Annotated in this window: 17 protein-coding genes; 4 read left to right on the forward strand and 13 right to left on the reverse strand. The window is 60.4% G+C overall.

Going from position 1 to position 21,241, the window contains the following annotated elements; all coding sequences use genetic code 11:
• Positions 1–92 precede the first annotated feature (92 nt).
• From hydG to HUV26_RS09540, 8 genes are all read right to left on the reverse strand, one after another.
• Complete coding sequence (gene hydG / locus HUV26_RS09505) at positions 93–1,502, reverse strand: [FeFe] hydrogenase H-cluster radical SAM maturase HydG (protein ID WP_174409869.1); 1,410 nt, start codon at positions 1,500–1,502, stop codon at positions 93–95.
• A gap of 40 nt (positions 1,503–1,542) precedes the next feature.
• On the reverse strand, positions 1,543–1,785 hold the full coding sequence (locus HUV26_RS09510) for a TM1266 family iron-only hydrogenase system putative regulator (RefSeq protein ID WP_174409870.1): 243 nt from the start codon (positions 1,783–1,785) through the stop codon (positions 1,543–1,545).
• Between the two features lie 151 nt (positions 1,786–1,936).
• Positions 1,937–2,278 (reverse strand): iron hydrogenase small subunit, encoded by a 342-nt coding sequence (locus HUV26_RS09515; protein WP_243451338.1) that lies wholly within the window; start codon positions 2,276–2,278, stop codon positions 1,937–1,939.
• Between the two features lie 9 nt (positions 2,279–2,287).
• The gene (locus HUV26_RS09520) at positions 2,288–3,601 is read right to left on the reverse strand and encodes a [FeFe] hydrogenase, group A (protein ID WP_174409871.1); all 1,314 of its coding nucleotides are present in this window, start codon (positions 3,599–3,601) and stop codon (positions 2,288–2,290) included.
• Between the two features lie 506 nt (positions 3,602–4,107).
• Positions 4,108–4,893, reverse strand: coding sequence for a hypothetical protein (locus tag HUV26_RS09525; protein WP_174409872.1), 786 nt, complete (start codon positions 4,891–4,893; stop codon positions 4,108–4,110).
• Positions 4,894–4,927: 34 nt separating this feature from the next.
• Positions 4,928–5,371, reverse strand: a complete 444-nt coding sequence (locus tag HUV26_RS09530; protein ID WP_174409873.1) for an alanyl-tRNA editing protein — start codon at positions 5,369–5,371, stop codon at positions 4,928–4,930.
• Between the two features lie 67 nt (positions 5,372–5,438).
• A complete protein-coding gene (locus HUV26_RS09535) occupies positions 5,439–6,590 on the reverse strand; it encodes a hypothetical protein (RefSeq protein WP_174409874.1) in 1,152 nt (383 codons plus the stop codon).
• Positions 6,591–6,764: 174 nt separating this feature from the next.
• Positions 6,765–7,637 (reverse strand): DMT family transporter, encoded by an 873-nt coding sequence (locus tag HUV26_RS09540; protein WP_174409875.1) that lies wholly within the window; start codon positions 7,635–7,637, stop codon positions 6,765–6,767.
• Between the two features lie 320 nt (positions 7,638–7,957).
• Here HUV26_RS09540 and HUV26_RS09545 point away from each other — a divergent pair, with 320 nt between their 5' ends.
• From HUV26_RS09545 to HUV26_RS09555, 3 genes are all read left to right on the forward strand, one after another.
• Positions 7,958–8,848 (forward strand): hypothetical protein, encoded by an 891-nt coding sequence (locus HUV26_RS09545; protein WP_174409876.1) that lies wholly within the window; start codon positions 7,958–7,960, stop codon positions 8,846–8,848.
• Positions 8,849–8,944: 96 nt separating this feature from the next.
• Positions 8,945–11,068 carry an ATP-binding cassette domain-containing protein gene (locus HUV26_RS09550; RefSeq protein ID WP_174409877.1) on the forward strand — a complete coding sequence of 708 codons (2,124 nt, stop codon included), beginning with the start codon at positions 8,945–8,947 and terminating at the stop codon, positions 11,066–11,068.
• Positions 11,065–12,348, forward strand: coding sequence for an HlyD family type I secretion periplasmic adaptor subunit (locus tag HUV26_RS09555; protein WP_174409878.1), 1,284 nt, complete (start codon positions 11,065–11,067; stop codon positions 12,346–12,348). Before HUV26_RS09550 ends, HUV26_RS09555 begins: the two co-directional genes overlap by 4 nt.
• Positions 12,349–12,618: 270 nt before the next feature.
• Here HUV26_RS09555 and HUV26_RS09560 read toward each other — a convergent pair whose 3' ends face one another.
• The 5 genes from HUV26_RS09560 to HUV26_RS09580 form a co-directional block, all read right to left on the reverse strand.
• On the reverse strand, positions 12,619–15,750 hold the full coding sequence (locus tag HUV26_RS09560; RefSeq protein ID WP_174409879.1) for an FG-GAP-like repeat-containing protein: 3,132 nt from the start codon (positions 15,748–15,750) through the stop codon (positions 12,619–12,621).
• Between the two features lie 93 nt (positions 15,751–15,843).
• Positions 15,844–16,734, reverse strand: a complete 891-nt coding sequence (rarD, locus tag HUV26_RS09565; protein ID WP_243451339.1) for an EamA family transporter RarD — start codon at positions 16,732–16,734, stop codon at positions 15,844–15,846.
• An 86-nt stretch (positions 16,735–16,820) separates the two neighbouring features.
• On the reverse strand, positions 16,821–17,372 hold the full coding sequence (locus tag HUV26_RS09570; RefSeq protein WP_174409880.1) for a hypothetical protein: 552 nt from the start codon (positions 17,370–17,372) through the stop codon (positions 16,821–16,823).
• Between the two features lie 139 nt (positions 17,373–17,511).
• Positions 17,512–18,951: a PAS domain-containing protein gene (locus HUV26_RS09575; RefSeq protein WP_174409881.1), complete on the reverse strand. Its 1,440-nt coding sequence runs from the start codon at positions 18,949–18,951 to the stop codon at positions 17,512–17,514.
• Between the two features lie 111 nt (positions 18,952–19,062).
• The gene (locus tag HUV26_RS09580) at positions 19,063–20,190 is read right to left on the reverse strand and encodes a hypothetical protein (RefSeq protein WP_174409882.1); all 1,128 of its coding nucleotides are present in this window, start codon (positions 20,188–20,190) and stop codon (positions 19,063–19,065) included.
• A gap of 168 nt (positions 20,191–20,358) precedes the next feature.
• Between HUV26_RS09580 and HUV26_RS09585 the strand changes: the two genes are divergently transcribed.
• On the forward strand, positions 20,359–21,201 hold the full coding sequence (locus HUV26_RS09585) for a glycerophosphodiester phosphodiesterase (RefSeq protein ID WP_174409883.1): 843 nt from the start codon (positions 20,359–20,361) through the stop codon (positions 21,199–21,201).
• Positions 21,202–21,241 lie beyond the last annotated feature (40 nt).

The following is a 21,241-nucleotide window of genomic DNA, read 5'->3' on the forward strand; positions in this document are numbered from 1 at the left end:
GGGGATGAAACCGTCCCGCCCGGAGGGCTTGGCCGCGTTGGGCCCGCGCATGCGATGCCCTGCCGTGTAAGACGCGCGGTGCTGTCGCGCGCCTAGATGTACAGATCCCGTTCGCCCTGCGCTATGCGTTGCAGGCGCGAGGCGATAAGGTCACGTCGTGCTTCCGGAAAGTCCTCAACCTCGCGTTCGACCAGCGCATCGCCCGCCGCGCGGGTGGGCGCGGTGGCGTAGTCCTGCAGGTACTCCTTGAAGGTGAGCAGTGCGTTGGGCTTGCAGAATTCCTGAATGAACCCTTTTTTGGCCAATTCCATGAAGTGTTCACCCGTTCTGCCAAGCCGGTAGCAGGCTGTGCACCAGGAAGGAATCCAGCCCTGCCCGACGACTTCGCGGATAACCTCATCAAGGCTCCGGTTGTCGCCAACGCAGAACTGCTGTACCTCGGGCCGGTCGTAGGCGGGATCTGAGTACGCTCCCGGGTAGGTGCGGGAACCTGCACTGAGCTGGGATACGCCGAGGTCCAGTAGCGAACGCCGCAGCGTAGGTTCTTCGCGGGTGCTCAAAATAAGTCCGGTATACGGAACAGCCAGCCGGAGTACGGCGACCATCTGCTTGAACCGTTCATTCGGGATGGGACAGGGCGGATGATAGGCTATTTCCGCATTCTGTGCCGGTTCCAGCCGCGGGAAAGAGAGCGTGTGCGGGCCCACGCCAAAGTGTTTTTCAAGCTCGGCCGCGTGAGCGAGCAGCCCCAGAACTTCAAACCGGTAGTCGTACAGGCCGAACAGGGCACCCATGCCCACATCGTCTATGCCTGCCTCCATGGCGCGGTGCATGGCATGCAGCCGCCACAGGAAATCTTTTTTGCGCCCGCCCTTGTGCAGGGATTCGTAGGTTGCCCTGTGGTAGGTCTCCTGAAAACACTGGTAGGTGCCTATGCCTGCCTCGTGCAGTTTGCGGAACCCTTCCACTTCCTGCGGTGCGCAGTTAATATTCACACGGCGGATTTCGCCGCTTTTTTCTGAGACTGTGTCGTACACCACGCGGATGGTATCGGCCATCCAGTCTGCCCCGAACCGGGGGTGTTCGCCGTAGACCAGCAGCAGGCGTTTGTGCCCCATGTCTTCCAGCGCGTATACTTCGCGGCGTATTTCCTCATCGGTGAGTGTGCGCCGTTCCAGATCTTTATTCTCCACATTAAAGCCGCAGTACGCGCAACGGTTGCCGCATTCGTTGGTAATATACAGCGGCGCGAACAGCACAAGCCTGTTGCCGTAGATGGCTTTTTTTACCTCGCGTGCGGTGGAGAACAGTTCTGCCCGCAACTCCGGATCGTCTGCCTGCAGCAGTACAGACGTTTCCTCAATGGTCAGCCCCTTTGCCTCGCGCGATTTTGCCAGTATTTCCCGTACCTTTGACGGTGCGGGGTTGTTCGTGGCTTCTATGGTTTGCGCTATGGCCTGTTCATCAATAAAATTCTTCAGTTCCTTGCTGCCGAGTGTCATGAGACCCCTCCATATGTGCTTGCCGTGTGCCCTTTGATGGCTACACGACAGATGCTTTTACTTTAACGCTTGCCAGCCTTCCGAGTTGTCCGGTCAGGGCACCCACCTGATCCGTAGTCGCCTCGATGATGACGGCTATGACGCTGAGGCCGCGTTCACGACAGGGCAACCCCATGCGGGCAAGGATAATTTCTCCGTGCCTGCTGAGAATGTCGTTAACGGTTCCGGCGTCCTTTTCCCGGTTCCCTACGATAATGCTGACAACACCCATTCGCTTATCCATTTGTATCCGTTCCGGTGTCGCTGGCGTCGTTAGGTCCATACGGGCGTGGCTGTGAAGCATCGCATATGGTGGTCTTCCTTTCTTAAGGAAAGGGCAGGCCCTCTGGTTCAGATAATCCTTCCCGCAGGCTGCCCGTAGGATTACGGCGTCGTTACAGAGAGAGCTTGATGCCCTTGGCCTTCAGGGCCTTCAGGCGGTCGCTGCGGTCATAGTAGTGCGTGTGCAGCAGGTGATGCGATTCGTGTCCGCAGGGGCCTTCATGCAGGAAGCCGTCTTTGGCGTAGAGCTTCGTGATCATGGGGTTTTCCTGCGATTTGCGGATGGAGTATATCTTGCTGTCCGCGTCATAGACGGACTGCTGGCGTATGCCCACAAACTCCAGCGCAGAGGCGAACGCCTCGCGGGTGACGTTGAACCCGAGAACGGCGTATCCGCACGTGAATCCGGCCAGCTTGATGAAGCCGCGTCTGGTCATGGTTGCGATGTTTTTCACGGCTTCCTCCTACCCGACGCGCCGCTGCGTGAAGCGGCGGTTGATTTTGGCGATGGTGCTCTTGAACAGCGATGTCTGGAGCATGCCCGGCTCAAGGGGCTGCCCGCCGCCGTTTACGCAGCCGCCGGGGCAGGTCATCACTTCTATGAAATGATAGGGCGACTTGCCTGCGCGCACTTCTTCGCACAGCTTGGCTGCGTTTTGCAGACCGCTTACCACGGCTACCTTCACGGTGCCGAAGTTGGGCACATCAATGTCTGCGGCGTTAATGCCGTTGTGCGTGCGCACGACCTTGATGTCGGGATTGGACAGCTTGTCGCCGGAGAGCACTTCATACGCAAGGCGCAGGGCAGCTTCCATTACGCCACCGCTGGTGCCGAAGATGGTGGCCGCACCGGTAGACATGCCCAGTGCCGGGTCCGGCTCTTCGCTGGGCAGCGAGGCAAAGTCTATTCCGGCCTGCTTGATCATCCACGCCAGTTCACGGGTGTTGATGGTAGCGTCGATATCGCGGAATCCGCTTGCCTTCAGTTCCGGGCGCAGCCCTTCATATTTCTTGGCAACGCAGGGCATGATGGACACAGTGTACATCTTTTTGCCCTCAATGCCGGTCTGCTTGGCACCGTAGGTCTTGGCCAGAGGGCCGAGCATGCCTATGGGCGACTTGCAGGTGGAGAGGTGGTTGTTCAGGTCGGGGTAGTAGGTTTCGGCAAACTTGACCCAGCCGGGGCAGCAGGAGGTGAACTGCGGGAGGGGCATGTTGCCGGTCTTTACGCGCTGTAACAGTTCCGTGCCCTCTTCCATGATGGTGACGTCGGCGGTCCACTCGTTATCCCAGATAAGGTCGAAGCCGAGCTGACGCAGCGCGGAATGCATTTTGCCGCCCACGTATGCACCTGTGGGCATGCCGAAGCATTCGCCAAGCCCGTAGCGGACGGCGGGTGCAGGCATGGAGACGACGACGGTGTTCGGGTCTTTGAGCTTTTCGAAGATCTCGCCCACATACGAGACTTCTTCGTGAATCGCGCCGAAGGGACAGTTGGCAAGACACTGTCCGCAGTTGATGCAGGCCGCAGGATCAACGATGCCGCGTTCGCCGCTTTCGTACATCTCCTGAATGGCTCCGGTGGGGCAGTGCGCCTCACACTCGCCGCATCCCTGACAGGCTTCCTTGTCCACCTGGACAAAGAAGATGTCGGAAGGGTCGATGCCTTTCGGGGCGGAAATTTTGTAGCGCACCCCTTCCATGGTGACTTCCGAACCTTTTGCCGGGGGCTTCAGGCCGGACAGGTAAGCCGGGACTTTGCCCGTGTTTCCAGACATAACCAACTCCTTGATGTGGTTATTGCGCCAGTTCAATACACTTTTGACAGGACAGCCGAACATCACTGGCTTTGTCCGGCTGGGTTTTGTGTTACGTTTTTTAAAAAAATAACACAATAGGGGTATGGATAAAATTTTTAGTATGCAAAAAAGGAATACGTTTTGGCATTCCTGAAAGCTGGAATGACTGAAAGGCAGGGCAGTGCGCGGTGTTCCGTAAAGGCGCGGCAACGTATGTGCGGCGTGGGGCCACAGGGGGCTGCGGGCGGAAGCGGTGTTTTTCCCGTTACTTGTGCAGCGCGTATGCTACAAAAAAGGACGGGGAGCCATGCTCTTCCGTCCTTTTTTGTATTCCGCAACCTAGGGTGGGTTTTGTATGTCAGGTGCGTATGCTGTCTGCGGGGGTATTGTGTGCCCCGGCTCATTCCGGTGTGCATCGCGCCATGTGGTCTGCGGGTCTGGCTACGGGGCTGCCGGGACTGTCCAGACTGGCGTGACAGGTGGAATTACTGGGGGAGAGGTGTTCCGGCGGAGTCGGAAGGAGCGTGCTGCGCAGCCTCCATCTTTTCGCCGGCGGGGGTGGGGTCGTAACCCAGAATGGCGGGCAACGCGGTGCCGGTGTAACTGTTGCAGCCTTCCGGCGTGCATTCTACCGCTTCTATCACCTGCGCCTCCAGCATCCCTTCCGGTCCGGAGGCTTCTATGATCAGCATGCGCGAGGAAGAAGGTTCGTCCACGCTGGGTTTGAAGCGGTAGCGCACCAGCCAGTCCCGCATGCCGTCGCCGTTCCAGTCCAGCAGGGCGACAAGCTTATAGATATCTGTGCTGAATTCTCCCACCACCACAAGGGAGGATTCGTCGATGGTCACAGTCTCGCCGGATGAGGGCAGGCTGGCGTGGGTGACGGTATCCTGAACGGTTTCCCGTTCTTCTGCGGACCACATGTAGCGCAAGGACAGACGGTGGTAGATTTCCTTGCCGTACGATTCCGGGCGGTATTCACCGTCAGGCAGTTCGGTGCCGTGCAGAAGCAGCGGTGTATCGGGCACGGGGCGTCCCTGCGGGTCCAGAATTTTGCGTCTGACCAGTTCCGGGAGAAACCGCTTGGTAAAAACGGCAAAGTCCGCGCCGTCCATGACGGTGAGCGGTGCCTGAAGGGGAATGGCCGTGGCATTGACATCGGGCACTGCGGGAGCCTGACGTTGGGGAATGCAGCCGCCGAGAAGGACGGCAAGAGCCAAAAGAGAGCACAGGGCAAGGACGGCAAGGGGCCGACGGATGGGGGTATACATGCAGCGTATCCTGCGGAGGCGGTTGATTGTTGGGTTATCCGGCTTCTTTCAGCTTAAAGCGCAGGCGCAGCACGCCATCCGCATGGTCCTGCGAGATGATGGTGAACGTTCCTATTTCCGAGGTGTTCGCCACATGCTCTCCAATGCACGGGCAGGCATCGTAGTCGCCTATGCGGACGATGCGCACGGTGGAGACAGCGTTGTCGGGCAACCTGTCGAGGCTGTATACTTCGGCTGCCGTTCGCCTGTCCAGTATCTCCTCAGTCACGGCAAGGCCCGCCGCTATGTGTTCGTTCACCGCCTGTTCAAGCGCGCGCACCTCTTCTTCGCTCAGGGGGCGGGGAAAGTGGTAGTCGCATTTGGATTTCTTTTTGTTCAGGTGCGCAGAAAAGCAGCGTCCGCAACCGAACATGCGTACCATGGTCTGGTTGAGAATGTGCTCGGCGGAATGCATTCTCGGTTCGTAATCTTTGCTCATGTGGCTTCCGGAAATGAAAAAGGCGGCGCGTCAGCCAGAGTGCCGATGCGCCGCCGGAAGGTTGGCATTACAGGGCGGAGCGTTTTTCCAGCCGTTCCGCCAGATCAAGAAGGCGTTCGTGCACCGTCATAAGCGCGGGGAATACCCGGGGATTGTCCTGCACCCGCCGGAAGACCCACTGGGCAACGTAGATGTTGGCCGCATCATCCTGCATGGACACCCACTTATATTTGCGCAGGGCGTTGGCAAGCGATTCTTTGGTGCGCTCCCGCTGCATGATGGCCTGCTGGTAGGTCTTGCCTGCCGTATCCATGGCTTTTTTGGCATCCGCTATGGCGGCAGGGTCGCCGCCGTTGTCCGCCAGTTCCTGATACTGGTGGAGCGTGACCTGAAAGCGCTCGTTGGCGCTGAAAGCGGCGCGGGTGGCCATATGCAGGCTGTCCACCCGTACCATGGCATCTTCCATAATGGCGCAGGCGCGCAGCACGCCCGCCGTGGCCATGACCTTTTGCGCCAGCAGCAGGTGCATTTCCTTTATCTCGCGCCGGGTAAGGGGGCGTTCCTCGCCTTCCACATCACGCACAAGTTGTTTGGCTTCGGCTTCCACCGCGCTCATGAACTTATCCACATACAGCCGGTATAGGGCGTCTGCCATGGTGGGGGTAAGAATATAGCGCAGCACGGATTGTCTGCCCTTGCGCACATCATCACCGGACCATGAAAGGCCGGTCATATCCACCCCGTAGCGCATGTTCAGGTTCTTTGGGCCAAGGCTGATCACGCCGCCTTTTTCCGTGGCGGGCGATGCGTTGGCGGGGTAGTAGCCGCTGACGAGGTATTTTGCCAGGTCTTCAATGAAGAGCGGAAGGATGATGGAGTCGCTGTCCACCTTGGGCATGACAACGCCCACATGCGCATCGGCCGGCTGTGCCGCAGGCTGCCCCGTCTGAGCAGGCTGCTCTCCGGCGGGAGGCCGCTGGGCGGTAGCATTACCCGTGCTGTTGGTCGCATCTTCCGGAACGGCAAGGGCGTTATCCGGCTGTGCCGAGCCCGGCAGTTGCACGCGCATCTGCCCTTCATCCGGCGCTTCCTTACGCATGTTCTCGCGCATCACCCCTATGGCCGCCAAGGCTAGCAAGGCCACCAGAATAATGATGGTTAAGCGCTTCTTACCACCGGGTTTACCCCCCGGCTTTGCAGAGGTGTTCTTTTCTGCCACGGGAATCCCCTTTGCATCTGTGGCGGCAGTTCGTGGTCAGGCCTTACGGGCAGCCGGGGGCCTTCGCACGGAAGCCGCAGGTATGAAAGAAATATTTATCAGAGTAGCATTCCGCGCCCACGGTGTGAAGGGCTTTCTTGTACGCGGCGCGAAAGATGCTCTTCATGGGACTGCTCAGGCTGCGTGTCTGCGGTTTTTCCCGTCCAGTACAATGAGCACCACGGCCGCCAGCACCAGCATGCCGCCGAGATACCCGGAGGGAGAAAGCAACTCGTCCCACCACCACAGGGCGAGTATAGCTGCCAGCACCGGTTCTGCATTGGCTATAACCGCCACGCGGGTGGCTTCCAGACGCTTCAGCCCCTCGCAATAGGCGTAGTAGGCTCCGTAGGTGCAGACACCGCCCAGAACGGCTATGACAGTCACGCCCGTGACTGTGGGCGCGGAAAATGTAACCCACGGCCACAGCGCAAGCGCCCCAACGGGCAGACACCACATGTACAACGTGACGGAGGAATAATCCTTGAGATACGTCTTGCCAAAAATATAATGCAGTGAGTAGGTAAAACCCGAGAGCAGCCCGAACAGAATGCCCGAAGCCGTAACCGTGTGCCCGGCTCCCGAGCCGGAAAGGCAGACCAGAGCGGCACCTGTCATGGACAGTGCCAGCGCGAGCAGCTTGCCGTGGGTTATTGTCTCGCGGAAGAACACGCGGGAGAGCAGGGCCACCCACGCCGGGGCGGTGTACAGCAGAATGGAGGCCAGTGCGGCTCCCGCTCCCTGCACCGCAAGCTGGTATGAGCCGAAGAACAGGGCCACTCCCACAAGCCCGAAGAGCAGGAACACGGGCATGTCTTTGCGGCGAACCCGCGTGAGGTTGTGGCGGCGGGCGTGAATGGCAAAAAGCACGCCGCCGAGCGTGGCGCGCCAGAAAGCTATCTCCAGCGGTGCCATGTCCACGGCAAGGCCGAACTTTGCCACCGGTCCCAGCAGTGCCCACAGGGCGGCTGCCAGAAGAACGTATCCGTAACCAGCCAGTCTGTGCATGTGTTCTCCGTGAATGCTCCAACCTGCCGGTAACACGGCTAAAACGCAAGGCGTTTCTTGTTGCTGCCCACCATGCGCAAAGGGCGGGCAGCTGCGGGCAACATGTTTCCGGCTGCGGAAAATGTTCATGCCGGCGGGTGGATAAACAATGATGCCGCGATGCAGGGTGCAGGAAGCAAGGGGCAGGAGCAGGGAATGTTCCGGCCCGGTTTCCATCGTTTGCGGAACAATGCAGGCGTACGGTTTGAGCAGAGTGCGGTAACGCGCAGGCTTTCTTTCTTTTTTTCTTTCTTCAACGCGCTGATATGGCAGGATGTTTGATGATACGAGTCTTGTCTTTATTGCTAGCTCTTGCCTTGTGTGCGTGGGCCGGGACGGCGGGAGCCTTTGGCCCTGCGGATTGCCCGTGGGTTGCGGCGGACATGTCCTTTCGCGGAGCCGCAGTGGAACAGGGGCAGTGCCTGCTGACGCCGCAGGGGAGCAGTGCGGGTTCCCACTCGCTTCCTTCCACCTTTGACGCCCTGCTGGGAACGGAATTCGGTATTCCCGCTGAGGCGCTGGAACGGTTTTTCTTTTCCCGCAGAATAACGGACGAGGCCGTGGGCGGTCCTCTGCGGCTGCGGGTGTCGCTTTCCGGCGGAGAGGCGGCGCGGTATTTCGTGCTGCACGGCGTTTTGCGCCATGGCACGGCAGGGAGCATTGCCGGTATTGAAGGGGCTGGGCCGTGCCTTGCGGGAAAACCGGCTCCGGTATCGCCCCCTGCGGAGGGAAAGGAAGGACACGCCGCAGTGCGCCCGGGAGCAACTGCGCCGAGACCTGTCATTTCTGGAGCCGTGCCCCTGCCGCTGCCCTGCTGGCATGTGGCCGTGTGGCCCAACGGCAGATCGGTGACGCTGGTGGATTTTTTTACCCCCTTGCGGGCAACGCGGTTTGAACTGGAGTATGCCGGAGCCCGCGCCAAAGGGCGTTTTCTGCATGTGCTGGTGCTGCCGCAGCAGGGCGAGGCTGGCGTGACAGAGGCGCAGTACGCACGGCTGGCCCACATCTATATGGCTGCTTCGCAGCGGGCGGGCACATGGCTTGTACCGGCGTATGCCGGGGTGCTGGACAGCGGGATTGACCCCGGAGCGCACAGTCCGGCGGGATTTGATGTGCAACGGTGGGCGCACGCTGTACGCGAAGCCTACAGAGGTGCGCTGGCTGTCCGATAAGAGAGTATGTCTGCCCGGCATGCCCGCGCCCGTTGCCACGGTTGCTGATGCGGTATACAGCTTGGGCAGTAGATATTTCAACGGGATGGTGCCCAGGTGAAAGAAATATTCCGTCGTATGGCGCAACGGCCCGTGCCCGCCATGGAGTTGCTGCTGGCAACCTTTTTTGTCACGCTGCTCAATCTGGCTTCGCCGGTGTTTGTCATTCAGGTGCTGAACCGCTATGTCACCTTTGGGTTTGACGGCACGCTGGTCACGCTGACCGTGGGCATGCTGGTGGCGGTGGCCATGCTCTATGCCTTTACCCTCCTGCGGCCCCGCCTTGCCGCCGTGGTGATGGGTGATGCGGAAGAACGGCTTTCTGCCGCGTGCCACGAGATCATTCTGCGTATACGGGCACAGGCATTGGGGCCGGAGGTGGTGCGTGCGGCGCACGAGGTGCCTGCCCGCCTTGCCACGGTACGTTCCGCCCGTGAGCCCGGCATTGTGATGCAGGTGCTGGACGCCCCCTTTGCCGTGCTGTACCTGCTGGTCACCTTTCTGCTTTCTCCCCTGCTGGCCCTTGTGGGCGCACTGGGCATGGTGGCCGTGGGAGTTCTCGCCCATGCGGGCAACACGGGGCAGTCTGTCCATTTCAGAACACTGGAGCACGAAGAGGCGGAGCGCAGACGCATGAACGCCGCCGCCATAGACGGTGCGGACACGGTGCGCGTCTTCCGGGCCGCAGCCTTTGTGCGCAGGGCGTGGACGGAACGCACGCGCCGTGCTGAACCGCTGCGTCTGCGTCTGGCCTTTCTGCGCGAAGGAAGCAAAAGTTCTACCGCCACGGTGGTTCTGCTGCAAAGCGTGGCGGTATATGCCATAGGTGCCATGCAGGTGGTGAACGGCGACATCAGCGTGGGGGTGCTCATAGGCGCGAATATCCTCACCTCCCGTGCCGTGGGCGTTGCGGCCGGGTTCGCTTCCGCATTGGGACTATGCGCCCGTGCCCGGACAGCCCAGGCCGATCTGGACCGTTTTTTGGCTCTGCCGCAGGAGCCTGCCTCAGGCACGGCCAAGCAGAGCTTTAAGGGGCGGGTGGAATTTCGCGATGTGGGGTTCGGCTGGTCGGGGAGCCATTCCCCGCTGTTCGAATCGCTCAACGTGGTGATGGAACCGGGGATGCTCACCATTGTGCAGGGCCCCAACGGCAGCGGCAAAACCACCTTCGCCCGGATGCTCGCCGGGCTGGTTGAGCCGGGCAGGGGAGATATCGTTGCAGACGGCGTGACCCTGCGGCAGATAGCCCCTGACTGGTGGCGCGGGCAGATTCGGTACCTGCCGCAGGAACCCGCATTCATGCCCGCCACCATCCGCGAGAATATTCTCATGCCCCTGCTGGGGCGGCAGACGGCGGAGGCATCCGTCTCTGACGGCTCCCCTGTTCTTAAGGTTGATGCGGGATCCTTGCGGGATGGGCAGGAGAGGAAGGATGAAGCAGAACTCAATGCCGTTCTCAACACCGCCCTGAATGCCGCCGATCTGGCCTCTTACATTTTTTCTCTGCCCGCCGGGCTGGACACGGTGCTGGAAGATGCCGGAAGAACCCTTTCGGTAGGCATACGGCGCAGGCTGGCGCTGGCAAGGGCCATGGTCACGGACGGAAGGCTGGTTATTCTGGACGAACCCACGGAGGGGCTGGACGCGCAGGGCCGCAAGGCCGCACTGCGCTGTATTGTGCAGATGCTTCGTGAAGGGCGGACGGTGGTGGTTGTTTCCACAGACGCGGACCTTGAGCGCGTTGCCGGGCAGAAGCTTGACCTTGGCATAAAACCCAGACCGTTGGTGGCACGCCGTGCCCCGGCAGGCGGTAACGGGGCCGTTGTTGCGCCTGTTCCGTACCCTGCCTCGGAGAATGGAACCCCCGGTCCGGATGCCGGGACTCCGCTGGAAACCGTTTCCGGCATAGGCGCTCCGGCACAGGGCGGCACGCCGCCTGTTCCCCCGGCTGCGGCGGACAGGGATGTGGCCCGACAGGCCGGACAGATCGGACAGGCGGGACAGATCGGACAGGCGGGACAGATCGGACAGGCGGGACAGGCGGGACAGGCGGGCATGGGAAAGGATAGCACAGAAAAGAACAGCACCGGAAAGGCCGGGCCCGCAAAAGACAGCGCCGGGGACGAACCCGTGGGCACGGAAGAACCCGGTCAGGGCACGCAAGGGGAGACCCGTTCATGAGCAGCGTACAAGACACAGCGGGCCTCGGCACCACCCGGGTATTTCTGTGGATATGCATTGGCGGCTGCCTTGCCTTTCTGCTCTGGGCTGCCGTGGGCAGGCTGGATATTGTGAGCGTGGCAGAAGGGGAGGTGGTTCCTTCGTCCCTTGTGAAGCGGGTGCAGCATCTGGAAGGCGGCATTGTCAGCGAGATTCGGGTGCGTGAAGGCGAGGTGGTGCGGGAAGGACAGGAACTGGTGGTGTTGCAGGGGGTGCAGCAGGGCTCTTCCGTGGAGGAAATACGGGTTCGCCTTGCCTCCCTCACTGTGGACATGGTTCGCTTGCAGGCCATGGCGGACATGAGCCGGACACTGGTATTCCCGCCCGAGCTGGTACGGGAGCAGCCCGAAAAAGTGGCTGCCGCGCGCGAGCTCTTTGAGAGCATTATGAGTTCTGTGGCAGGCCAGTTGGCGGAACGTTCGCAACAGGTGGTGCAGACCGAGCACGAGGTGCGCAGTGTGCTGGTGCGCATTGCCAAGGACCGCGACGCACTGGTGCTGATGCGCAAGGAACTGGGCATTACTGAAGAGTTGTACCGTGATCAGCTTGCCACTGAGTTGCAGTATCTGAAGCTGCAACGTGAGGTGAACAATCTGGAAAGCCGCATAGAACAGGACAAGGCCAATCTTGCCCGGCTGCGCTCCCAGCAAGAGGAAGCCAAGGCGGCGCTTGAGCGGACCGAATCGGAATTTCGCCAGCGGGCACGCGAGGAGCAGCGCAAGGTGCAGCGGGAATATGAAGAGTTTGTCGAGCGGATGAAAAAATTTGAGGATACCCTTCTGCGCACCGTGCTGCGTTCGCCGGTGGACGGCGTGGTGAAGCAACTGGGAGTTGCTTCGCCCGGAGAAGTGGTGGAACCGGGGGGCACCGTGCTGGTGGTGGTTCCCTCTTCCGACAAGCTGGTGGTGGAGGCGCATCTGCCCATTCAGGATATCGGCTATGTGGCAACCGGGCAGGATGCGCGCATATCGCTGGCATCGGCCGATGCACGCCGTTTTGGCATGCTGGATGGCAAGGTGGTGCTGGTTTCGCCGGATGCCTTTGTGGACCGCGAGGGAAACACCTTCTACAAGGTGCGGGTAGAGACGGAACAGGCCTGCTTTGAACGCGGAGACGACACCTACTGTCTTTATCCCGGTATGCGGGTCATGTGCTCCATACACACAGGAACCCGGACCGTGCTGGAGTATATCCTCTCGCCGTTCATGACGTCGCTGTCGTTTTCATTGCAGGAGCGGTAAGGCGCTTCAATTCAGGCGAATCAGCCAGTTCAACCGGTTCAGTCAATTCAGTTTATCCGGTTTTGCCCGTCCTGCTCCTCGTGTTCGTCCGGTCATGTTGTGCCGGGCGTGCCGGAATTTTCTGTTTGCCGGGAGCGGCGGCAGTGTGCCCAACCTTTTCTTGGCGGGCACGGCGGCAATAATGCGGTTTGGATGATGCAGAAAAGCGCCCCCGCCCGGAGATGCCGGGCGGGGGCGCGTGTGGTTTTGGTGCTGTTCTGAACAGAGGTTCTATGTAGTTGAAGCGATGATAATATCCTCATGCGAGAGCGGGACGGATGGGTTGACAGTGGCAATGTGGGTTCCGTCTCCATCTGAGTTTTCGTAATAGAGTTTGCCGGAAGTCTGTTCGTAGACAAAGCCCGGCGTTGCGCTGAACGCGTCGCCTGTATATGGAGTGGAAACGGTGGCGAAGTGGCTGCTGCTCAGTTGGCCCATGTTCAGGTTGCCGAAGGCGCCCCCAAAGAACAGGAAGGAATCTTCGCCCTTGGTGAAGTCGGCTATGGTGTCGCCGCCTTCATTGGGATTATCATACTTGAAGACATCATTGCCCGCGCCGCCCACAAGGTAGTCCCGTCCCAGACCGCCTATAATGGTGTCATTGCCCGCGCCGCCCAGAATGGTGTCGTGCCCCGCCCCGCCATAGATAGAGTCGTTGCCGCCCATCCCGTTGAGCAGGTTGTTCAGCACGTTGCCGTAAATTGTATCGTTGTGCTGGCTGCCCTGTACGTTGCCGATGAGATAGAGTTCATCGAATTCATCGTTTTCGCCCGATGCATACCCTTCATCTAAATTGATATTGATGTACATTCCCACGGAGCGGTCCGATTCGCTGTAGTCCACCGTGTTCATGGCAGCTTCGCGCAGCAGGTTCTCGTAGATGGCAATGGTGGCATCTCCAATGCCGACGGCAAGGTCATTGGCGTAGCCATCGCCATTGAAGTCGCCGATGGTTACATCCGTGATGTTGTTCAGGTCCCGCAGCACATCAAGCTGCGGGAATACCGTTCCGCCACCCTGATTAAGGAAGACGGACACGGTGGTGGAGGTGGATGCCACGATATCCAGATAGTTGTCCCCGCCGGGAGAACCGGCGTTCATATGGGCCAGCGCAACAGAGTTGACCGGGCCGTCAAAGTCATCGAGAATAACATAAGGGCTGGATTCAAAGGTGGTTCCGTTGCCGAGGAATACCTTCACCTCACTGCCTATGGCGGCAACCAGATCAATCTTTCCATCGCCGTTCACATCGCCAAGGGCAATGTTGCTGACACTGCTTGCACCGGCCAGACTTACGCTGTCCCAGGTGGAGCCGTTGTAATGGTACACCCACAGATAACCGTCAGAGTCTATGGCGACCACTTCCTTATAATTGCTATCTGCGGCATTCAGCTCGGCCACTTCCAAGATGTCATGGGGCGATGTGCCCAGTTCATCAATCGGAAGGATGTTGTTCCAATTGCCATTAGAAACCCAAGAGAGATAAGCATCATGGCGCACAACCACATCCTTGCTGCCGTTGCCGTCCACATCGGCAACGACAAACATACTCATGTCGGGGAAGGGCCCCTCTATGAAGTCAGAAATTTTTGTAAACGATCCTGATCCGTTGTTCTGGTAGAGGTGTATTCCATCGGAACTGCCGACAAGGATATCCAGATCGCCGTCTCCGTCGATATCACTCACATCCATCACGCTGCCGCCCGACAGGGTGGGAAGGCTGTTGTCTATGAGATGGTTAGTGACCGTAGCAGTTCCGGTATTGGGGTTGAAGCTGACAGACTTCCACCCCAAAGTCGTGGAAGTGCCGGTGTCTACGAGAAAAACGGCATCGGCGCGTCCGTCTCCGTTAAGGTCTGCCGCCATGCCGTCAGTGATATCCGGAGAGCCGCCAAAGTCGTCCTGAAGATTCATGGTGAGTATCAGATCTGTCTGGGAAGAGTGACCTTCTTTGTACCCCCAGAGCATATCATTGCCCGCACCGCCGTTCAGAAGGTCCATGCCGCGCAGCCCTATGAGGGTGTCATCGCCGCCCAGTCCGTACAGCAGGTCTGTTCCATTGGTGCCGATAATTCTGTCTGGCCCCTGCGTGCCGAGTTTTATGGCGACATCTCCCTGCGTGGTGGGAGGAGGCGTTGTTCCCGGTACGGTATCGTTATTGTTGGTTGAGGGCGTTGTCGGAGGCTGTGAGGGAGGTGTCGGCAGCGGCGCATTCTGAAAGAAGGAGCCGAGCAGACCGGAATTGCCGCCCAGGCCGCCTCCGCCAAGGCCCCCACCTAAACCACCGCCAAGGCCTCCACCTAAACCACCGCCTAAACCGCCGCCCAGACCGCCCAGCAGGCCCTGCGCAGGGTTGCCGCCGATCAGTCCGAGCGATTGACCGCCGGTGCCGCCCAATCCGCCCAACCCGCCCGGGCCACCCAGACCACCCGGTCCGGTTGCTCCGCCCAATCCACCCGGGCCGCCCAGCCCTGTTTGTCCGCCCGGCAGGCCCGTGCCGCCTGTTGGGTCGCCCGTTCCCCCTGTTCCTGCATCGGGGCCAAGCCCCTGTCCGAATCCTTGCAGATCGCCTTCAGGAGGCAGGTCGCCGCCGGTCTGCAGGGGGCTTTCGCCAATATCCTCACCGGAACCGCCTTCACCGCCTGTTCCGGCTGCTCCTCCTGCTGCGTCGCCGCCACCGCCATCCGGGCCGCCGTCAGAGCTGCCTGCGCCATCACCGCCGCCTGCACCATCCTGCTGGCTGCCGCCTTCATCGCCGGGAGCCCCCTGCGTGGGCGGCTCGCCCTGCGAAGTGAGCGGAGCATTGGAGCGGATGGCCTCGAAAAAGCTTTGCGGCAGGGTGAACACCTGCCCCATGGGCTGGCCCGGGGCAAGCGGAACGCCGCCGGTGGGAAAGGTTATGAGCTGCTGGTTGCCGAACTGGTCGGAGATGAGGATGGAGCGGCCGCCGGTAAGGTCTTCTGCGCCGTGGATTTCCTGCCCGTTGGGGAGAATTTGCGAGACGGTAATGGTGCCGCGGATGCCGATGGTGGCAAGGGGAGATTCCAGACGCACACCGTCCGGGTTGTCTTCCGCAATCTGGCCGGTGGCCATGCGGTAGGTGCCCTGCGCCATTTTAAAAAGAAAGCCGCCCCCGGCCGGGGCATTGGGGTCGTAGACATAGGAGTCTACCGTGAGTTCGCTGGAAGGGCCCTGAGACAGAACGGTGTTGTCCGCAAAGCGAACCTCCACGGAGGCACCGTCTCCGGTTCTGATGATCTCGCCCTCAAACACATCGCTTCCGTTTTCAAGCACGCGTTCCGCACCGTTAAGCACGGCGACGACACGGCCGGAAAGGGCAACAACGCTTCCTACCTGTCCCATGGCTACCTCCTCCCCCTGCATACAGACGGGAACTTGTATACAGTGTACTTGCTTGCAGGGAATAAGGCAATACTCTACACGGCGCAGGGCGATTTACCGCCGGGCAGCCCTGAGCCCTTCTGCCGTATACAGGGCAAGGGCGGTCCATATGCAGACAAAGGAAACAAGGTGCACGGTGGTGAACTCTTCTTTGAAGACAAAAACACCCAGTAGAAAGGCGATGCTGGGGGCTGCGTATTGCAGCAGACCGAGCGTTGCCAGCCGTATGCGCCGGGCACCGAATGCGAAGCCCACCAGCGGCAGCGATGTTGTTATTCCCGCGCCCATGAGCAGCAGGGTCTGCGCCGTGCCGGTCTGCCCGAATACCCCCGTGCCCTGCACGTGCAGCATGATCAGGTAGCCGAGTGCCACGGGAGTGAGCAGCAGGGTTTCAAACATAAGGCCGGGAATGGATTCCACATGCACCACCTTGCGCAGCAGGCCGTACAGGCTGAACGAAAAGGCGAGGGTGAGCGCAACCCATGGCAGTTCGCCCAGATGCAGGAGCCGGTAAACAACGCCCGCGCCCGCCAGCAGGATAGCCGCTTTTTGCCACGGACGAAGCCTTTCGCGGAAGAAGACAAAGCCCAGCAGCACGTTGACCAGCGGGTTAATATAGTAGCCAAGGCTTGTTTCCAGCACCCGGCCGTTGTTCACAGCCCATATGTACAGCCACCAGTTTACGCCGATGAGGATGCTGCTGCATGTCATGGTGAGCTGGGTTTTTTTGGAGTGCAGAGCTGTGCGCAGTTCGTGCCATCTTCCGGTGCAGGTGAGCAGAATGCCCACAAAGACCACGGACCACGCAATACGGTGGCACAGGATTTCCGTTGCCGGCACATTGTGCAGCAACTGCCAGTAGAGGGGCAGCAGCCCCCATAAAACAAAGGCCCCGCCAGCGGCGGCTACGCCTGCCGTTGTATTTTTGTCTGTCATATACCCCATGACATGTGCTCCTGTGCCCCGGCGTATGGCGGGGGCAAAAAAAAAAGCCGGAACCCTGAGGTTCCGGCGGAAGGGTGAGTGTCGCGTTATGAGAAAGACCGCGCGAACAACGCCTCTATGGCCTGAACCCCGTTTTCATCAATGAATCGGGTTCCGGTCGCGGTGAAGTGGCGATGGGTTATCACGGGGGCTTCCACCTGTTCCCATTTGTTCTTTTCCCAATGGAACCAAGCGTTCCGGGTCTGGTCGAACACAAAGAGCAGCTTGTTGCAGATTTTGGCGAATTCCGCTCCCCATCCGGTGCCGCCCTTGACAGTGCCGTCTTCCTGGATATCGCCCACCACAAAAACCTCGTGCCCGCTGGAGACCTGCCAGCATATGGACTGCAGCACCTTGCGGAAGACGGGAGCGGTGGAATAGTTGCGGTTCATGAGCCGGGAAACATAGGTAAGGCTCACGTCCTTGAGGGCGAGTTCTTCGCTGGTGAGGACGCGCACGCCTCTGGTGCGGTCTATCTTGTGCCCTTCAAAGCTGTAATTCACTTCCTGAAGGCCGTACTTTTCGGCGGTTTCACCGAAGCAGGTTTCCGTTCCGCGGGCACCACCGCTGTACAGGATGCACTCTTTGGGATCAAGCATTCGTATTCCTCCGGCGTTGCAGAATGTTTCCCCGCCCACGGAAAGCACTGCGTCTGCACAGCATGCCGTTGCCGGGTATACGCATTATACTCAAAACACGATGGGTGTATAGTCCCAAAACGGGTGCGGTACCGGGTGGTTATCCGGCCTGAAGCTGCGGAATGGGATTATGCAGGGTGTGGACGATGCCTGTGCGGATGTGCGGCTCCACCTGCATGGTGCCGCTGCCCCGCAGCACCACAAGCCCGTAGGCGAGGGCAAGGTCCAGCTCCAGCCCTTGCTCCGGCATGGAGTGCGGGGGCGGAACGTCATCTGTTCCGCTTTCCGGAGACGGGCATAGCCGGAAGAGAAGCCGTCCGGTTTCGCCCTCCGCGGAGATGAGCGGATTGTGAATTTTCAGGGTGAGCATCCCGTTCTCCGTTGCGACGGATATGTTCAGTCTGGGCGGGTCTGCGCGAGGGACGGGGGCCTGATCGGGCTTTCCCCCTGAGTCTGCCCGGGCTGCACGTGCCCTATGCCCCTGCGCAAGGTGCCACAGGAGCAGGCTTATGAGCGCCTGCCTGATCATATGCGCCATATTTTCCGGTATGGGCGTGACCTCGTGCTGCGGCGCAAGGACGGTAATCTCCGCATCGCCGCCGGGGGCCACAAGCGCAAATTCACTTACAGCCCGCCCTGCCGCGCGGCGTGCCAGCCGTACCGAGTCCTCGGCCTTTTCTGTGGTGACGGAGGGATTTCCCGAATGCTCCAGTGCTGCGGCCAGCTTTTCCACGGCAGCAGCCATGCTGTCTCCCGCTGTCCGCATGGTTTCCAGCATGCGCAAAATGCCTCTGCGGTCGCAGTAGGCTCGTACGGAGTCCATGGTGCAGCCGCTGGCGCGCGCGGCTTCGGCATTGTCCGGCAGCGGTTCAGCGAGCCTTCTGCGTATGTTCTGGCTGTTTTGCAACACAGTTGCCACGCCGTTGGTTGCGGCGTGCACCGTGTGCAGTGCTGCGCCGAGCAGCGCGTTTGTCTCGCCCGTGCCGGACATGTACTGCTCCAGCCGCCAAAGGGAGTCGCGTGATGTGTAGCGGATAAAGGCGGCGTTCCCGCCCGCCAGCGAGACGGGATGAATGTGCAGATCGGTGCGGTGTGTTTCCCCTTTCAGGGTAACGGTACAGTTGGGCAGATGCAGCGGGGTCATGCGGGCCATTGCCTGCGTCAGCTGTGCGGGGGAAACGGGCAAGGAGGGGAAGACCGTGCGGAAATCCGCTCCGTTATGGGGCTGGGTATCCGTGTCTGCCCATGCGGCGGCGTGACTGTTCCACAGGAGCAGGCGGGCATCGCAGTCCACCAGAACAAGGCCTTCCGGTATGGTTTGAAAGGCTGCCTGCAGTTGCTCGGCCGTCATGCGGACCTCGTTCCCGCTGCGGACAAGTTCGCGCCGCAGTGAGGAGGTCTGCCGCCACGCCCGCCGGAGCAGGGCAAGGGTGGCTGTCAGGCACATGAGCAGCAGTACAGAGAGCAGCCACGGGAGAAGGTCTGCGGAAGAGGGGGGCATGCCGTGGGGCGTTCCCGTGGTGGGCAGAGCGGTGTACATGCGTGAGCTTAACGCGTGGAGGTGTTTTTGCGCAATGGAGGCGAAGAAAAAATCACCTTTCCGCGGAGCGGAAGGGGCGGCGCGCCGGCAGGTGCACCGTGCTGGTTGCGGCTAGTGGATGCGCATGCGGCGGACGGCATCCGCCAGACTGGCGTTCATCCAGTGCAGGTCGCCCACGGTGAGGGGATAGAGGCCCGGCGTGAGGGAGGCAAGCGTGTACCGTTCTCCTTCCGTGGTGAGTACCTCCAGCCAGCAGCGCCCCTGGCGCGGCGCAATGACGCGGAAGGCGGCAATGCCGGAAAACGGAATGCTCGTATGCTCGCTTGGGGTATCCATGCAGTAGTGGCCGCAGTGCAGCCCCCCATGGTCTATATGGATATAGCGGGTGCAGAAAACACCGTACATGAACCGCCACGATATCTGGTAGGCAAGAACGCCGCCCAGCAGTGCGGCGACAAAGCCTACCCAGTGGCTGCCCCCTTCGCGCAGTATTTCCAGAATGCCTATGGCACCTATGGCCAGCATGCCCAGCCCCACCAGCCCCATGAGCAGCAGAACCACCGTGCCCGGAGAGAGGGTCCATACCCATGAAAAGGAAGAACGTCCGCGTTCGTACCGGATGACGGAACCCGGAGGCGGCGACGGTGGGACTTCCGCAGTATCGGCAGGAAAGGGAAGGGTTGCCTCGCGGGTGAGTTCCAGACCTGCCTCGTCGTCCACAGGCAGGCCCGTTCGCGAGGCCAGAAGGTCGGCCAGCCGTGCAATTTCCTGCGGGGTGACAGAGGTGTCCAGCGTTTCAAAGCCCGAATCGCGCCGCACCACGTCCAGTGCGTAGCGGGGTTTGCCCGGTCTTTCATGGCGGAACTGGTCGCCGCGCTGAATTTCGCGCATGGAAACGCGGATGACAGGTATCTTGCGGGTTACGCGCAGGCAGGCAATGTCGCTGAACGGGATGACGTACATATCCGGCTGCTGCCGCCCCACGACGTAGAGAGCCTTATCCGTCAGGTTGATCTCAAAGCTGCGCCGCTGGCTGCGCACCATGAATGCCACCAGAAAAAAGGCGCAGGACGCTATGAGCATGATGACGAACTGCACCGGCTGGTGCACAAGCAGGGCGGCGGCAACGGCAAAGCCCGCTCCCAGCAGAACGCACGCACCAGTTGCTGCGGCGGGCACCGGACCGGGAACAAGGCGGATGACGGAACCGCTGTCTTCTGCAATACGTACAAGGCTCATAGGCAGTTACTCTATAGGCAAGCGGGCCGCAGGGCAATGAAAAGCCGTGGGGTGGGGCCGGTCGGTTATCATTTTCGCGGCGGGTCGTTCTTTTGTCTGGCGGATGGAAGACACTCGGTATATACGGTGTGCGCATCCGCTGACAGGAGCAAAAAGAGGAGTCTGCCCATGCTGCCCAACGTTCCCGTAATGAACATAGCCCATCGCGGTGCGCGTTCCGTATGCCCGGAAAACACCCTGCTGGCCGCCGGTATAGGTTTGGCCCATGGCGCGCATATGTGGGAGCTGGACGTAAGCATGACGGCGGACGGCGAACTGGTGATTGTGCACGATGACACGCTGGAACGCACGACTGACGTGGCACTTCGGCCGGAATTTGCTGCCCGTGCGCCGTGGCGCGTCTGCGATTTTACCCTTGCCGAACTGCGGACGCTGGACGCGGGGAGCTGGTTTTTGCAGACAGATCCCTTCGGGCAGATTGCTGCGGGGGGTGTGGATGCCAAAGACCGTGCCGCCTTTGCCGGACTGCGGGTGCCCACCCTGCGGGAAGGGTTGGAGTTTACCCGTGACGCGGACTGGTGCGTGAACGTGGAAATCAAGGACCACGAGCACCTCATTGGCCATGACACCATTGTGGAAGCCACATTGGAGCTTATCCGCGCCACGGACATGGCGGACAGGGTGCTGCTCTCCTCCTTCCAGCATCGTTATCTTATGGAAGCCGGACGCCGCATGCCGGGCATGCCGCTGGGCGTGCTGGTGGAGGAACCGCACGACATGGACCCGGTGGACCTTGTCCGCTCGCTCCGCGCGCACGCGTATCATCCGGAAACGGGGCTGTTCACGGAAGACGACGTGGCGCGTCTGCGCGATGCCGGATTTGGCGTGAATGTCTTCACCATCAACGATGCTGCGGAAATGGCCCGGCTTGTTGCATGGGGCGTAACCGGCCTGTTTACCGATTTTCCCCTGCTGTGCCGCAGCGTGCTGCAGGGAGAGACTGCGGAGTAACGGGGTCGCAGCATTCCGGACCATTTGGATTTTCTGCGTT

Origin of the sequence: Desulfovibrio psychrotolerans, assembly GCF_013340305.1 — a bacterium.
Lineage (GTDB): Bacteria > Desulfobacterota > Desulfovibrionia > Desulfovibrionales > Desulfovibrionaceae > Halodesulfovibrio > Halodesulfovibrio psychrotolerans.

What these genes read in the sequence shown, in the direction of transcription:
- hydG (WP_174409869.1), bottom strand. Translation starts at nt 1,502, where the DNA reads ATGACACTCGGCAGCAAGGAACTGAAGAATTTTATTGATGAACAGGCC.
- HUV26_RS09510 (WP_174409870.1), bottom strand. Translation starts at nt 1,785, where the DNA reads ATGGATAAGCGAATGGGTGTTGTCAGCATTATCGTAGGGAACCGGGAA.
- HUV26_RS09520 (WP_174409871.1), bottom strand. Translation starts at nt 3,601, where the DNA reads ATGTCTGGAAACACGGGCAAAGTCCCGGCTTACCTGTCCGGCCTGAAG.
- HUV26_RS09525 (WP_174409872.1), bottom strand. Translation starts at nt 4,893, where the DNA reads ATGTATACCCCCATCCGTCGGCCCCTTGCCGTCCTTGCCCTGTGCTCT.
- HUV26_RS09530 (WP_174409873.1), bottom strand. Translation starts at nt 5,371, where the DNA reads ATGAGCAAAGATTACGAACCGAGAATGCATTCCGCCGAGCACATTCTC.
- HUV26_RS09540 (WP_174409875.1), bottom strand. Translation starts at nt 7,637, where the DNA reads ATGCACAGACTGGCTGGTTACGGATACGTTCTTCTGGCAGCCGCCCTG.
- HUV26_RS09545 (WP_174409876.1), top strand. Translation starts at nt 7,958, where the DNA reads ATGATACGAGTCTTGTCTTTATTGCTAGCTCTTGCCTTGTGTGCGTGG.
- HUV26_RS09555 (WP_174409878.1), top strand. Translation starts at nt 11,065, where the DNA reads ATGAGCAGCGTACAAGACACAGCGGGCCTCGGCACCACCCGGGTATTT.
- HUV26_RS09560 (WP_174409879.1), bottom strand. Translation starts at nt 15,750, where the DNA reads ATGGGACAGGTAGGAAGCGTTGTTGCCCTTTCCGGCCGTGTCGTCGCC.
- rarD (WP_243451339.1), bottom strand. Translation starts at nt 16,734, where the DNA reads ATGGGGTATATGACAGACAAAAATACAACGGCAGGCGTAGCCGCCGCT.
- HUV26_RS09570 (WP_174409880.1), bottom strand. Translation starts at nt 17,372, where the DNA reads ATGCTTGATCCCAAAGAGTGCATCCTGTACAGCGGTGGTGCCCGCGGA.
- HUV26_RS09575 (WP_174409881.1), bottom strand. Translation starts at nt 18,951, where the DNA reads ATGTACACCGCTCTGCCCACCACGGGAACGCCCCACGGCATGCCCCCC.
- HUV26_RS09580 (WP_174409882.1), bottom strand. Translation starts at nt 20,190, where the DNA reads ATGAGCCTTGTACGTATTGCAGAAGACAGCGGTTCCGTCATCCGCCTT.
- HUV26_RS09585 (WP_174409883.1), top strand. Translation starts at nt 20,359, where the DNA reads ATGCTGCCCAACGTTCCCGTAATGAACATAGCCCATCGCGGTGCGCGT.